We start from the raw sequence: 13,073 nt of genomic DNA on the forward strand, positions 1-13,073 counted from the left end.
AATCTTCTATTATTATTCTTTAATAAATCGTTAAGCTTCAGACTCACCCTTTAGCTTAGCCAATTCTTTTTCCAATTCATTGATTTTGGCATACATTTCCGGCAAACGGCGGAAAATGGCCTGAGACTTGAAATATTTCTTAGGTTCCATTGGTGGAGTACCGATGAGTGTCTGGTCGTCTTTAATGTTTCCCGGCACACCAGACTGGGCTCCCAAAAAGACTTTATTGCCGATTTTAATATGCCCTGCGAGACCGACCTGACCACCGAACATACACCAGGAGCCAACTTTCGTACTTCCTGCGATTCCTACCTGTGCAGACATTACGGTATTCTCTCCGATGTCGGTATTATGGGCTATCTGTACCAAGTTGTCAAGTTTTACGCCCTTGCGCACGTATGTGCTTCCCATGGTAGAACGGTCAACACAGGTATTGGCACCGATTTCAACATTATCCTCTATGGTGACTATGCCTATCTGAGGGATTTTGTCGTAACCTTCTGCATTAGGAGCGAAACCGAAGCCGTCAGCACCAATTACAGAACCAGAGTGGATTGTAACACTATTGCCAAGTTTGCAACCATGATAAACAGAAACATTTGAATAGAGGATAGTGTTTTTGCCTACCTTCACGCCATCACCGATCGTGACATTCGGATAAATCTGACAACCATCTCCTATCTCAACATTGTCTCCGATACAAACAAAAGGCGCAATATAGCAATTCTCACCTATTTTGGCGGAAGCAGAAATGCTCGCCAACGAGCTGACGCCTGTCTTCTTTGGCTTCATAGACTCGTATAACTGCAGGAGCTGTGCCACCGCCTCATAAGCACTTGGCACTCGTACAAGAGTACAAGGAACATCCTGTTCCAGTTTCAAATCATTATTAACCAGAACGATACTAGAATTTGTAGAATACAAATAGTGAGTATATTTGGGGTTTGCCAAGAACGAAATTGCTCCTTTTTTTCCTTCTTCTATTTTTGCAAAAGTATTTACAGTAGTATTGTCATCACCTTCAACGCATCCATGTACGAATTCGGCAATTTGTTTAGCAGTAAATTCCATATTTATATTAATATTTCGTTTCATTTGCAAATATAGTAATATTTATTTGTTAGATGAAATATTTGATTGTTTTTTTAATAAATTGACCATATACAACCATTAATCAAATTAACGTTCTGAAAATTTCAGACAAATGAGGAATTGAAATGATGTAGTACGAAAAGACAACCTTCTTTAAAAATTATCCCCCGATATCACATCGGAGGATAACAACAACACAAACACAAATACAACATGCCTTGTTAAAGGACATGAGTTTATCTTTATATTAAAAAAATATATTCTTATATTGTGATTTCATAATTTAGTGCTGCAAATATAGCAACTATAATTTGAATTACGAAAATATAACTGCTCATTTTTTAAATAAATTCATATTTAACAAGAAAATCCATTGATTTTCCGCATTTCGTCATATAAAAACCACTTATATGAAATGGGAAACCAATGGATTCAGATATCAAAAACAAGTTATTTCTTATGCTTAATTCAAGCCAAAGAGAATCTTAAGACCGCCATCAACTCCTGAGAAACCCATGAAGGCAAGACTCAGCAGTCCGGCAGTAACAAGGACAATTGCCATGCCTCGCATACCTTTAGGCACATTTACAAATGCCAGCTGTTCACGCAATCCGGCGAACACAGTAAGAGCAAGGGCAAAGCCAATAGCTGTGGAAAATGCATATACAACACTTTGCACAAGCGAGAACTCCTTCTGGATGACCAAGATCGCTACTCCCAATACTGCACAGTTTGTGGTAATGAGAGGAAGAAAAATTCCCAAAGCCTGATAAAGGGCTGGAGAAACTTTCTTCAAAACTATCTCTACCATCTGCACCAAGGCAGCAATTACCAGGATAAACGCAATGGTCTGAAGATACTGAAGGCCGAAAGGCTCAAGTATAAACATTTGCACCAGATAGGTTACTATCGTGGCAAGCGTCAACACGAAAGCTACAGCAGCACCCATTCCCAATGAAGTAGTTACCTTTTGTGATACTCCCAAGAAAGGACAAATTCCCAAGAACTGGGACAGCACTATATTGTTTACGAATATAGCCGAGATAAATATCAAAATATATTCCATGATTACGCTTTCTTAAATTTGTTTACAATAGCAATTAGATAACCTAATGTGATGAACGCTCCTGGAGGGAGGATGAAGAGAAGCATGTTGCAAGTTTCAGGCAGAAGACCTATTCCAAAGATAGAACCTGCACCCAGGAGTTCTCTTACTGCACCCAGCAATGTCAATGCCAAAGAGAAGCCCAATCCCATACCAATACCATCGAAGATACTCTGAAGAGGACCGTTCTTACAAGCGAAGGCCTCGGCACGGCCAAGTATGATACAGTTTACCACGATAAGAGGGATATACAAGCCCAATGTAGCATAGATAGCGGGTACAAAAGCCTGCATAATCATCTGAAGTATAGTGACGAATGAAGCTATGACAACAACAAAAACAGGAATACGCACCATATCAGGCGTCAGATTCTTGATCAGGGATATAACCAGATTTGAGCAGATAAGCACAAACATAGTGGCCAATCCCATAGACAATCCGTTAATTGCCGAGGTTGTCGTGGCCAATGTAGGACACATACCGAGGAGAAGCACAAACGTAGGGTTCTCCTTGAATATTCCGTTAAGTAATATCTTTATATAATTCATATTCTCAACCTTTCATTTATTTGTTATCATTAGAAGCTACATTCTGAGAGCCTGCCGAGCTTTTCTTATATGCAGAATAAGCATTGTTCACAGCCTTGAGGAAGGCGCGGCTCGTGATAGTACTTGCCGTTATGGCATTCACTTGGCCACCGTCCTTGCTTACCTTGAGTTCTGCGGACGGATTCATGCCGATGATGCTTCCTTTGCCATCTTTCTGAAACCACGTCTCAGCCTTTGCACCGAGTCCAGGAGTCTCGGCAGTCTGCAGAATTGTGTAGCCAAGGATGTTGCCATTGGAGTCAAATCCTACCAACACTTTCAAGTCTCCACCGAAACCGACAGTAGTACTCTCGACTGCTGCTCCCAAATCCTTACCCTGAGCATCGTTCACCTTATGTATGACGTAAGTGAGCTCTTTTCCGTCAACTGTCTGACTATAAGGGTCACTTCCCGTTACGGTAATTTCTCCGCCACCCATCACTTTTTTGATACCGTCGGTCAGAGTCTTCTCTGCCTGTTCCTTGATAGGACCCGTGGTGATATGGTTGACATATGCAAGAATTGCACCTGTTATAAGCGCCACTCCAACAAGAACAATTACCATGTTCGTAATTGATGATTCTAATTTCTTCATACTATTTATCCTCCTTCTTTATTACCTCACCAAAACGTTTTGGCTTAATATAAGCGTTGATAAGTGGAGTGAATGCGTTCATTATCAAGATAGCAAACGACATACCCTCAGGATAAGCTCCCCAGTTACGGATAACAACGGTAAGGAAACCGATTGCCACACCATAAATCAATTGACCTTTATAAGTCATTGGAGAGGTAACATAGTCAGTAGCCATGAAGATGGCACCCAACATAAGACCACCGCTGAGAAGCTCGGCTACAGGGGATGCATAAACAGGGTTTGCCAGATGGAGAATACCGCTGAACACAAAGACCGTAGCAATGATGCTGACAGGAATATGCCAAGTGATGATCTTCTTCCAAAGCATGAAAGCAAGACCTAGGAGCAATGCCAAAGCACAAACCTCTCCTACCGTACCTGCTCCGTTGTTCAGTCCCGGATTTCCAAGCAGCATAGACATGGAATCTGGAAGTTGGTTGAGACAAGAGGCATCTCCGGTCTTTATCGCATTCTTCATCACACTGAGAGGAGTGGCAGCTGTGGTTGCATCCGTATACTTAAGGAGCTGACCTGCTACAGGCCATGACGTCATCTCTACCGGGAATGAAACCAAAAGGAAGCAACGGCCAACCAATGCCGGGTTGAAAGGATTACAGCCCAGACCGCCGAAAGTCATCTTTCCTACTCCTATGGCTACGAGCGCACCTATGAGAACTATCCATACCGGAAGGTTTGAAGGAAGGTTGAATCCAAGCAGCAGACCTGTAAGTATGGCTGATCCGTCAAGAACCGTGGACTCTTTCTTGAGCAGATACTTTGTTATTGCCCACTCAAAGAACATACATGCAGCTACGCTTGTCAAGCATACTATTGCAGAGCCGATGCCGAAATAGAAGAAAGACACGAGAAGAGCAGGTACCAAAGCCAATATGACTCCGTACATATTGCGCTCCACACTATCCGTACCATGGGCATGCGGCGATAATGATACTATTAAATTACTCATTTTATTATTTGATTGTTAGCTTAAACTCTGCTGGGAATCCAAAGGGTCAAGTTCCTCTGCTTTATCAAGAACAGGAATCATACTGTAGGATTTCGGACCTGACCAATATTTGACTTCCCAAGAGTATACAACTGTTATTACCTTAATTACTTCTTTGCATTCCTTGCTCTGATGATTCCCATCACAGTAGTCTTTCCAAGACGGATATTGTCAAGAAGAGGTCTGTGGGCAGGGCAAGTGAATTGACAGGAGCCACATTCTATACAAGAGGTAATGTCTTCCTGTTCCACTTTCTCCCAATTATGCATAGAGCTTGCCGTAGCCAAAAGGAATGGTTCCAGTCCCATAGGACATACGCTGACACATTTTGCACAACGAATACAAGCCTGTGGCTTTTTGCGGCGTGCGTCAGAATCGGTCAAGATTGTTATACTGTTAGTTCCCTTGCAGACAGGTACTTCAGTAGAAGTCAAAGCCTTACCCATCATTGGTCCACCGGCAAGGACTTTGTTGTCACCCTCTGGCATTCCGCCACAGAAATCGATAAGTTCTTTCATCGGAGTACCCATTCTTACGAGGAAGTTGCCAGGATTAGCCACTTTCTTACCTGTCACAGTAGTGTAGCGTTCAAACAACGGCTTGTTTTTCATCACAGCCTGATATACGGCAAAAGCAGTTCCAACGTTCTGAACGATGGCACCCACGTTGACAGGAATAGCAGGAGGCGCAGGAACCTGACGGCGAATAACTGCGTCAACAAGCTGCTTCTCACCACCCTGCGGATACTTCTTTGCCAAAGGCACAATCTCCACATTAGGATTGTTGGCTGTCTTTTCTTCCAGCAGGCGGATAGCCTCAGGCTTATTATCCTCAATTCCGATGTAACCCTTATCCACTTTAGCTGCCTTCATGAGCAGGTCAAGACCAACGAGAATCTCATCCGCATGTTCCATCATCAGTCGATAGTCAGAAGTGATATAAGGCTCACATTCCACTCCGTTGATGATCACACACTCTGCCTTTGCTCCAGGAGGAGGACAAAGCTTGATGAATGTAGGGAAGCCTGCGCCACCCATACCTGTAACACCTGCCACCTTGATACGGTTTACGATTTCTTCCGGCGTCAGTTCAGGATGAGCCGCAACAGTCTCAAGTTTGTCAGATCTGTCTATAGACTCTTCCCACTCATCTCCTTCCACCTTGACGATGATACATGGTTTGCGATAGCCTGTAGCATCTACCGCATTATCAATTTTGAGTACTGTACCCGAAACAGATGAATAAATAGGAGCTGATACGAATCCGCCGGCTTCGGCCAACAAAGTACCTACCTTCACCTTGTCGCCTTTTGCCACAACAGGCTTGGCAGGAGCTCCTATGTGCTGCGACAATGGGAATATCGCCTGTGTTGGGAGAGCAGCCACCTTTGTCGCCACCTCTGCCGTTATTTTGTTTTCCTCTGGGTGAATACCACCTATTCTAAAAGTTCTCAACTTCATTTCTTATGCCTCCTCTTTATTTTCTGAACCATTTTTAGCTGCAGTAGCAACCTCAACACCAGACTCAGCCTTAGGCTTGCGAGGAGGGAAGTTAACGGCAACGATAGCTCCTGTAGGACAAGCAGCCTCACACTTACGGCACATACGGCATTTGTCCGGATCAATATAACTCAAATTATTCTCGACAGTAATTGCTTCGAACTTACATTCCTTCAAGCACTTGCCACAACCGATACAAGCAGCTTTGCAAGCTTTCATAGCGGCGGCACCTTTGTCTTTGTTTACGCAACGCACATAAACACGGCGTCCCTTAGGTCCTTTCTTGCGAAGTTCTATGACATGGCGCGGACAGGCTTTTGCACAAGCGCCACAACCGATGCACTTATCTTCGTCAACTTCCGGCAAGCCTGTCTCTGGATTGATCTGGATAGCACCGAACTGACAAGCGCTAACGCAGTCGCCACATCCCAGACATCCGAAACCGCAACCTGTCTCACCTGCTCCACATGCATTTACTGCGGTACAAGTCTTCAGACCGTCGTATACGGCAATACGCTTCCTAAGCTCACACGTACCGTTGCAACGTACCACAGCAACCTTTGGCTCGCTATTAGCTACTGCCATACCGAGCAAATCTGCAACTTGTCCCATCACGGCAGAACCGCCGACAGGACAGAACAAACCCTCAATTGACCCACTGTCTGCCCCCTTAACGAGAGCGTCGGCCATACCTGAACAACCGGCAAAGCCGCATCCGCCACAGTTGGCACCAGGCAGAACGGAAGCCACTTGTCCGATACGTGGATCCTCATGCACAGCGAATTTCTTGGAGCATATATAGAGTATCACAGCTGCAACGAGCGCAATACCCCCCAAGACTACAAGTGCAATTAAAATAAAATTCATAATAGTTGTATTTGTTTTTATTAATTTGTTTTTACCAAATAAGTTATGTTATTATCAAGAATCATCAATATGCAAATCACTTGGACAACTCAATGTCGAAAGTGACCTTTCTGTTTATTCTACCACGGAACATAAAGAGGAGAAAATAATAAGGAGCGAGTGAAAGAAGAGCTCCGAGAGCGGAAATCAGCTCAGAATAACCAGTAGCCAACATAGCGAACAAGACTACAAGCATCAACAGCATTGGCACAAGCATTCCAAGGGAAAGAGCCAAGAAACCTACGTTGTATGAAGCCATGACATTCACTCTGTCTCCTGCCGAATATCTATTGTCCTTTGTATATATGTCAATTATTTTCTCTTTGCTTTCAGAGGTATTGCATTGTTTAGCCACCTTGCATGAGGCACATGCAGAAGACTGAACTACACGAACCTTCACGCACTCGCCCACTACCGACTCAACAACGCCCACATGTTTAATTTTGTTCTCCATAACCATATCATAAGTCAATTTTGCAACATCGACTTTACAACTGCAAATTTAGTACTTAATTTCCACATTGCAAAAAATATAAAATTAAAACAAGGAAATGGAGTAATGTTTTTTTGATTTATTAATCCTTAAACGTTTACGTAAACTTGCAAAAAAATGAAAAACGCTCAAAAATATCATTTAAACCCGATAGAAAAATTCTTAATTCGAGTTTAGCGTTACTTTTTGTCAACACAACACTATATTGTCCTTATGATACCTCATGGTCATTTCCCTTCTTTCCGTTTATCTCAGAACAAAGCATAGCCACATCTTTATGGAGCACAAGAAAGACACAGCAAACCTTGAAATGACAACGAAGCAAGATGCAAAAACTTTGAAGTACAACAGGCATAGATACACGTCAGCAAAAGAGCGTCTACACACAATACTCTCATCCATGTTAAAGATCGTAGCAACAACAAGCTATCAAGATTCTTGTTTTCTTCATGCCAAGCCATCGGATTGTCAGTCCTCTTTCATGAGTTCATCAAAGAACTTGTCGAGGTCCTTGTCCCATCCATCCATGATATCACCTCCAAGGATGTTTATATCGTCATCCGAAACGAAGAGTTCGGCAACATGCTCTTTGTCATCGTTTTCCAGAACGAAGCTGAACGGTTTCAAGAGTCCCATCCTGTCTATCTCAGCAGCCATTGTGTTGAGCCTTTCTCTCAACAGACCTACTGCAACGTCATAGAAATTGTCATCTCTGCATTCTATCCATTCTTCTACCACACTTCTTGTTATTTCTTTGTCTTCGTCATCGAATGCCATCAAGTCACCGCTTTCGGGAGATATTCTGATATGGATATCTGTAAGACATGCATTTTCCTCATCGCATGGGAATTTCTGCACCACCTTCTTCAAGAATCTGTCTATCTGCCTAACGCTCTGTTCGTTATTGTTTGCCATAATACAAGATTTTTAGTTATTCTTTTTCTGGTTATCGTTTGGAGCTCATAATGCCACCTTAACTTTCTTCGGTTTGCTCTCATTGCTCATTCTGTCCAACGCCGTGACGACGTATGTCACTTTCTTGCGTTTTCCAGTAGTGGTACTGCTAGAGTGTGTCGGGATTTTACAGAAGGTTTCTGTGGTAACTGCAACGATTTTCGAGGCATCAGACAGATCAGGCTGCTCACCGTTCTCAAATCTGTAGACCACATATTTAACTGCTTCATCCTTCCATCCTTTGCCTTTAGGCTGCATCCAGAAGAGTATTTGGTCGCCATCTATCGTCATGGCCTTGAGCTTCTTCACCTTGTTGGGCGCCTTTGCATTTATATGCGGCATAAGCGGCTGCAGGGCTGGATATTTCCAATAGTTGTTGCGCAGCACGTTCTGATAGTTTCCCACATTGTCCACTACAGCTTTAGCATACCACAACACCGTGCCTTTAACATTCTGCATGGCTTTATGAAGATTGTATTTGGCAGGCATCTGGTTTATGGTCGGATTCTTAATATCGGCAGCCTTCACCGTGCGCTCCACATCTTCTCCTATATATAATGGTCTTGCCCCTGCATATTTGTTCCACCATTTTATGAGCGTGGCATAATCTGCACTCTTATGACCGATTTCCCAATACAGCTGCGGCACGCAATAGTCAAGCCACCCGTTGTTCACCCACATCAGCACGTCGGCATAAAGGTCATCGTAGTTCTGCAGTCCGTTTGTCTTGCTTCCTATGCCAGGAGCCGATTTTGCGTTGCGATAGATTCCAAATGGCGAAACTCCGAGCTTTACCCATGGTTTCACTTTGTGTATTGTCTCATATAGCTGCTTCACGAAGAGGTTCACGTTGTCTCTCCTCCAGTCGCCACGGTCTTTTATCCCATTATTGTTGGCTCTGAAATCCGCATCATCAGGAATTGGGAGTCCTTTCACAGGATAAGGATAGAAATAGTCGTCGATGTGAATTCCGTCCACGTCATATCTCTCAAGAATATCCTCGACCACGCTGCATATATAATCCCGGTTTTCCTGCTTGGCAGGGTTCAGAATCATCAATCCGTCGTATGGGAACACGTTCCCTGGCTGCCGTATTGCCACATGCTGGGGTGAGAGCTCCTTGGTGCCTTTCGTCTTGGCGCGGAATGGATTTATCCACGCATGCAGTTCCATTCCTCTTTTGTGGCATTCGGCCACCATCCACTTCAGAGGGTCCCAGTATGGCGAAGGGGCCGTTCCCTGTCTTCCTGTGAGGAATCTGCTCCATGGTTCCAGTTTGCTTTCATACAACGCGTCGCATTCCGGCCGCACCTGAAAGATTATTGCGTTCACTCCGTCTTTCTGCAGCTCATCGAGCTGGTAAGTCAGCGTCTGCTGCATCTTTTGCGTTGACATGCCCTCAAACTGTCCGTTCACGCATTGTATCCATGCACCACGGAACTGCCGTTTTGCGTCTTCCGCCGAAACCGAAAGACTTATTATCAGAGCTACTAACATTAACCAACTTCTGAGATATTTCATATAATCTTCTGTCTGTGAATAAGTTATTATTAAATTGACGAGCAATTGTTTGATATGCAACTGTTTGACGAGCAAACGGGCTTCATGCATTTGAGTTGCGTGTTGATAGGCTGACGAGCAATTGTCTGGCGAACGAGTTGGAATGCAACATACCGGAAGTCGAACGAATTGTCAATTCTCCGCTAAAGACCGTTCCATATTACTTATACAAGTATCTCTTTATACTCTTTTTCGGAGTTTTTTCAAATTCCTCGTCATGGATTTCTATCGCAGCAATCTTGCAGTATACCGGCAGGTTGGCGTTCACCTGCACTCTGTTCTCCTCCATAAGGCTCTGCAGATCATCTCGAGAGAGCCCCATAGCTTGAACTTCGTCGAAGTCAGGATGCACGAGTCCGACGAGTTTTCCGTCTCTCTGCACCACCACACTCTCCATTGCGAACGTCATACTGTTGAGTTTGTCCTCTATTTCCTCCGGATAGATGTTCTGCCCGTTAGGTCCAAGCAACATGTTCTTGCTGCGTCCCTTTATGAACACGTTCCCACCTTTGTCCATAAGCCCGAGGTCTCCGGTATGATACCATCCGTCCTTGTCTATGGTCTGTGCCGTGGCTTCGTCATTCTTGTAGTATCCGAGCATCACATTGAGTCCTCTTGCAAGTATCTCTCCCGGCACGGTCTCCGGGTTCTCGCTGTCGATTTTCACCTCCATGTGTACTACTTCCCTTCCACACGACATCGGCACAAAGTCATGCCAGTCAGAATAAGTTATGATAGGCGCACACTCCGTCGCTCCGTATCCTACTGTGAACGGGAAGTCTATGTCTTTGAGGAACGACTCTATCTCCTGATTGAGTGCGGCTCCTCCGATGATCACTTCGTAAAGGTTTCCTCCGAAAGCCTGATACACCTGCTCACAGATTCTCTTCTTCACCTTCTTGCCCACTCCAGGCATTTTCATCAGCAGTTTCACCTTGGTGTTCTGAATCTGCGGGAACACTTTTTTCCTGATTATCTTCTCTATCACAAGCGGCACAGCTATGACGATAGCCGGTTTCACGTCTTTGAACGCCTGGGCTATGATGGCAGGACTTGGCACTCTTGTGAGATAGAACACATGACACCCGTGGAGGAATTCGAAGAGGAATTCGAACGACATTCCGTACATGTGGGCCATTGGGAGAATGCTGATAGTGTTGTCACCTTTTTTAATGGTCTTGCCAAGCACACCTTTAGCGAAATCGATATTGCTCCACAACGCCCTGTATGGCAGCATCACACCTTTTGAGAATCCTGTCGTACCGCTTGTATAATTGATGAGCGCGAGCTCCGACGGGTCTTTCTCCTTATAGTAGCTTATGTGTTGCTGGCGGAAAGCCTTCGGGTATTTTTTTCCGAAGAGCTCATTTAGATGCTCTCTGGCATATGTCAGCTTGTCGGTTCTCGACACCACGAGCGAATAGTCTGGTATGTATACGATACCTTCGAGCGACGGCATTTTGGTGGGATCTATCACGGTAGCCACCACATCGCCCACGAAGAGGAGTTTTGCTTCGCTGTGGTTCACGATGTTGTGTATCTGGTCTGCCGTGAACTCATGCAACACCGGTACAGCCACGGCGCCGTAAGTCAGGGTCGCCAAGAATACTACTGCCCAAGAAGCGCAGTTTCTACCACAGATGGCGATTTTGTCTCCGTGCTCAACTCCGCTGTTTTCAAATAATATGTGGAGTTTCTCTATTTTTCTTGCCACATCTTTATATTGCAGCGTTATTCCTTTATAATCGGTCAGGGCGTCTGAATCCCAATGTGAGATGATGCTCTGTTCAATCAGCGAATTGAAACTTGGTATTGATTCCATTTAATGACTTGTATTAATTTAATGCAAAGTTATAGTATTTTTTGCACACTCCAAAATTAATTGTGCAATAATATACTCCTTGTCTCTATTTTTAACCCAAATCGGTCATTAGGGTTTGCTGGATTTTGACTATTTGAAAGAGTAGATTTTGATTGTCTTAATGAGTAATAGTGGGTTTTGCAAATTTAAAACAAGCAAAAGACACCCTATAAGAGACAAAGGACTGCAAGCAGTTGTAAATATCACATTGGAAGGCATGATGGCCGCTTGTGGTTTACTGCTATTCGAGGAGTTTAAGCGCCAAGTCTCTCACGAGTTTTCTTTTCACCAGTTTTGAGAAGATAGTGTATTTCTTGTTATATCTTTTGTCGGGCAACGGGAAGAGTCCTTTTTCTTCTAGTTGCTCTATCCTCGTCCTGAGTTGCTTTGCCGACCTCAGGTCTTTCACCACCGCCAAGATATAGCTCATCGTCATCTGCGCCACTCTGCGTTCTATGGCGAGTCTGTCGTCCACGGGCATGGCATAAGCCATATCATGCAGTCGGCAAATCATGGCATATTGGTCATCAAGTTTCTTTATAACCGTTTTCTTGTCATCTCCGCCGGCGGTTTGTCTGTCTTTTCCCTTGAAGCGTGCCACGGCTGTAGTGGGCAATACCTTTTCCGCTTTGAGGAAAAGCAAGACCGTAAACTCCTCGTCGCTCGACTCATTTGCCGTATCGAAGGTCATTCCTTCGGTCAGATTCTTTCTGAACGCATAACCTGCCGGACTTGGATTGATGGTGTTATGGCGCATAAATTCCGTTCCGCTTTCCATCTTTCCGTCTTCGTAAGACGTGCGCTGCTTTTCGTCCCGGCTCGACTCAAACACTATGATTTCCGGCTTTTCATAGCGCATCATGTCAAGGCAATGGCCGTATCCGTCGAGAAGTAACGTGTCTGCCGCGCTCAAAAACTGCACATAGCGCCCTGTCGCCATCCTCATTCCGAGATTCATGGCGGAATTTATGCCTGAAGAAGGCTGGCGCACCACCACCACCTCGTCTTCGCTTCCATTTAGCAGCAAGACAAGCGGCTCGCGCGTGCCATCGCCTATGACGAACACTTCCCGTTCTTCTTGTCTCAAAGATAGGCGCAACACACTGTCCACGCATTTCTGAAGTTTGCCGGCATCGTCATCTTCGAAGAATATCACGAAGCTTACCAGCGGTTGACCTGCTTTTTTCTTGTTTATATCGTAATCCATCTTCACTTTTTTATTATTTAGCAAAGATACAAATATTATTGGATTTTCGTGCAATTTCGAAAAGTTTTCTTTTAACCCAAATCGGTCATTAGGCCGTATATTGTGTTTTTTAATTACTGCTTGCAGTCTCTTTTTTACAAGGTGTCTTTTGCTCGTTTTTAATTCG

General features: G+C 44.3%; 12 protein-coding genes. All 12 read right to left on the reverse strand.

Features of this window, described 5'->3' with window-relative positions; all coding sequences use genetic code 11:
• Window positions 1-30: 30 nt before the first annotated feature.
• The 12 genes from lpxD to QVO99_RS05510 all read right to left on the reverse strand — a co-directional run bounded on the left by lpxD (window position 31) and on the right by QVO99_RS05510 (window position 12,907).
• Entirely contained in the window at window positions 31-1,071 is a 1,041-nt protein-coding gene (lpxD, locus tag QVO99_RS05455) for a UDP-3-O-(3-hydroxymyristoyl)glucosamine N-acyltransferase (RefSeq protein ID WP_022316591.1), read from the reverse strand.
• A 484-nt stretch (window positions 1,072-1,555) separates the two neighbouring features.
• The gene (gene rsxA / locus QVO99_RS05460) at window positions 1,556-2,158 is read right to left on the reverse strand and encodes an electron transport complex subunit RsxA (protein WP_022316593.1); all 603 of its coding nucleotides are present in this window, start codon (window positions 2,156-2,158) and stop codon (window positions 1,556-1,558) included.
• Window positions 2,159-2,160: 2 nt separating this feature from the next.
• Window positions 2,161-2,745, reverse strand: coding sequence for an electron transport complex subunit RsxE (rsxE, locus tag QVO99_RS05465; RefSeq protein ID WP_022316594.1), 585 nt, complete (start codon window positions 2,743-2,745; stop codon window positions 2,161-2,163).
• Window positions 2,746-2,761: 16 nt separating this feature from the next.
• Window positions 2,762-3,379, reverse strand: coding sequence for an RnfABCDGE type electron transport complex subunit G (locus tag QVO99_RS05470; RefSeq protein ID WP_022316595.1), 618 nt, complete (start codon window positions 3,377-3,379; stop codon window positions 2,762-2,764).
• A 1-nt stretch (window position 3,380) separates the two neighbouring features.
• Window positions 3,381-4,388, reverse strand: a complete 1,008-nt coding sequence (locus tag QVO99_RS05475) for an RnfABCDGE type electron transport complex subunit D (RefSeq protein WP_022316596.1) — start codon at window positions 4,386-4,388, stop codon at window positions 3,381-3,383.
• A 146-nt stretch (window positions 4,389-4,534) separates the two neighbouring features.
• Window positions 4,535-5,887, reverse strand: a complete 1,353-nt coding sequence (gene rsxC / locus QVO99_RS05480) for an electron transport complex subunit RsxC (RefSeq protein WP_022316597.1) — start codon at window positions 5,885-5,887, stop codon at window positions 4,535-4,537.
• 3 nt (window positions 5,888-5,890) lie between these two features.
• The gene (locus tag QVO99_RS05485) at window positions 5,891-6,793 is read right to left on the reverse strand and encodes a Fe-S cluster domain-containing protein (protein ID WP_022316598.1); all 903 of its coding nucleotides are present in this window, start codon (window positions 6,791-6,793) and stop codon (window positions 5,891-5,893) included.
• A gap of 76 nt (window positions 6,794-6,869) precedes the next feature.
• Window positions 6,870-7,286: a SoxR reducing system RseC family protein gene (locus QVO99_RS05490; protein WP_042517594.1), complete on the reverse strand. Its 417-nt coding sequence runs from the start codon at window positions 7,284-7,286 to the stop codon at window positions 6,870-6,872.
• A gap of 507 nt (window positions 7,287-7,793) precedes the next feature.
• Window positions 7,794-8,240, reverse strand: coding sequence for a hypothetical protein (locus QVO99_RS05495; RefSeq protein ID WP_022316600.1), 447 nt, complete (start codon window positions 8,238-8,240; stop codon window positions 7,794-7,796).
• Between the two features lie 45 nt (window positions 8,241-8,285).
• On the reverse strand, window positions 8,286-9,800 hold the full coding sequence (locus QVO99_RS05500) for a glycoside hydrolase family 10 protein (RefSeq protein ID WP_441295405.1): 1,515 nt from the start codon (window positions 9,798-9,800) through the stop codon (window positions 8,286-8,288).
• Between the two features lie 199 nt (window positions 9,801-9,999).
• Window positions 10,000-11,661 carry an AMP-binding protein gene (locus QVO99_RS05505; protein ID WP_022316602.1) on the reverse strand — a complete coding sequence of 554 codons (1,662 nt, stop codon included), beginning with the start codon at window positions 11,659-11,661 and terminating at the stop codon, window positions 10,000-10,002.
• Between the two features lie 280 nt (window positions 11,662-11,941).
• The gene (locus tag QVO99_RS05510) at window positions 11,942-12,907 is read right to left on the reverse strand and encodes a glycosyltransferase family A protein (protein WP_022316603.1); all 966 of its coding nucleotides are present in this window, start codon (window positions 12,905-12,907) and stop codon (window positions 11,942-11,944) included.
• Window positions 12,908-13,073 lie beyond the last annotated feature (166 nt).

Origin of the sequence: Prevotella sp. CAG:592, assembly GCF_000436015.1 — a bacterium.
Lineage (GTDB): Bacteria > Bacteroidota > Bacteroidia > Bacteroidales > Bacteroidaceae > Prevotella > Prevotella pectinovora.

Coding starts and splice junctions, on each gene's coding strand:
- QVO99_RS05500 (WP_441295405.1), bottom strand. CDS start 9,800: ATGAAATATCTCAGAAGTTGGTTAATGTTAGTAGCTCTGATAATAAGT.
- rsxC (WP_022316597.1), bottom strand. CDS start 5,887: ATGAAGTTGAGAACTTTTAGAATAGGTGGTATTCACCCAGAGGAAAAC.
- QVO99_RS05485 (WP_022316598.1), bottom strand. CDS start 6,793: ATGAATTTTATTTTAATTGCACTTGTAGTCTTGGGGGGTATTGCGCTC.
- rsxA (WP_022316593.1), bottom strand. CDS start 2,158: ATGGAATATATTTTGATATTTATCTCGGCTATATTCGTAAACAATATA.
- QVO99_RS05505 (WP_022316602.1), bottom strand. CDS start 11,661: ATGGAATCAATACCAAGTTTCAATTCGCTGATTGAACAGAGCATCATC.
- QVO99_RS05495 (WP_022316600.1), bottom strand. CDS start 8,240: ATGGCAAACAATAACGAACAGAGCGTTAGGCAGATAGACAGATTCTTG.
- QVO99_RS05490 (WP_042517594.1), bottom strand. CDS start 7,286: ATGGAGAACAAAATTAAACATGTGGGCGTTGTTGAGTCGGTAGTGGGC.
- QVO99_RS05470 (WP_022316595.1), bottom strand. CDS start 3,379: ATGAAGAAATTAGAATCATCAATTACGAACATGGTAATTGTTCTTGTT.
- rsxE (WP_022316594.1), bottom strand. CDS start 2,745: ATGAATTATATAAAGATATTACTTAACGGAATATTCAAGGAGAACCCT.
- QVO99_RS05475 (WP_022316596.1), bottom strand. CDS start 4,388: ATGAGTAATTTAATAGTATCATTATCGCCGCATGCCCATGGTACGGAT.
- lpxD (WP_022316591.1), bottom strand. CDS start 1,071: ATGGAATTTACTGCTAAACAAATTGCCGAATTCGTACATGGATGCGTT.
- QVO99_RS05510 (WP_022316603.1), bottom strand. CDS start 12,907: ATGGATTACGATATAAACAAGAAAAAAGCAGGTCAACCGCTGGTAAGC.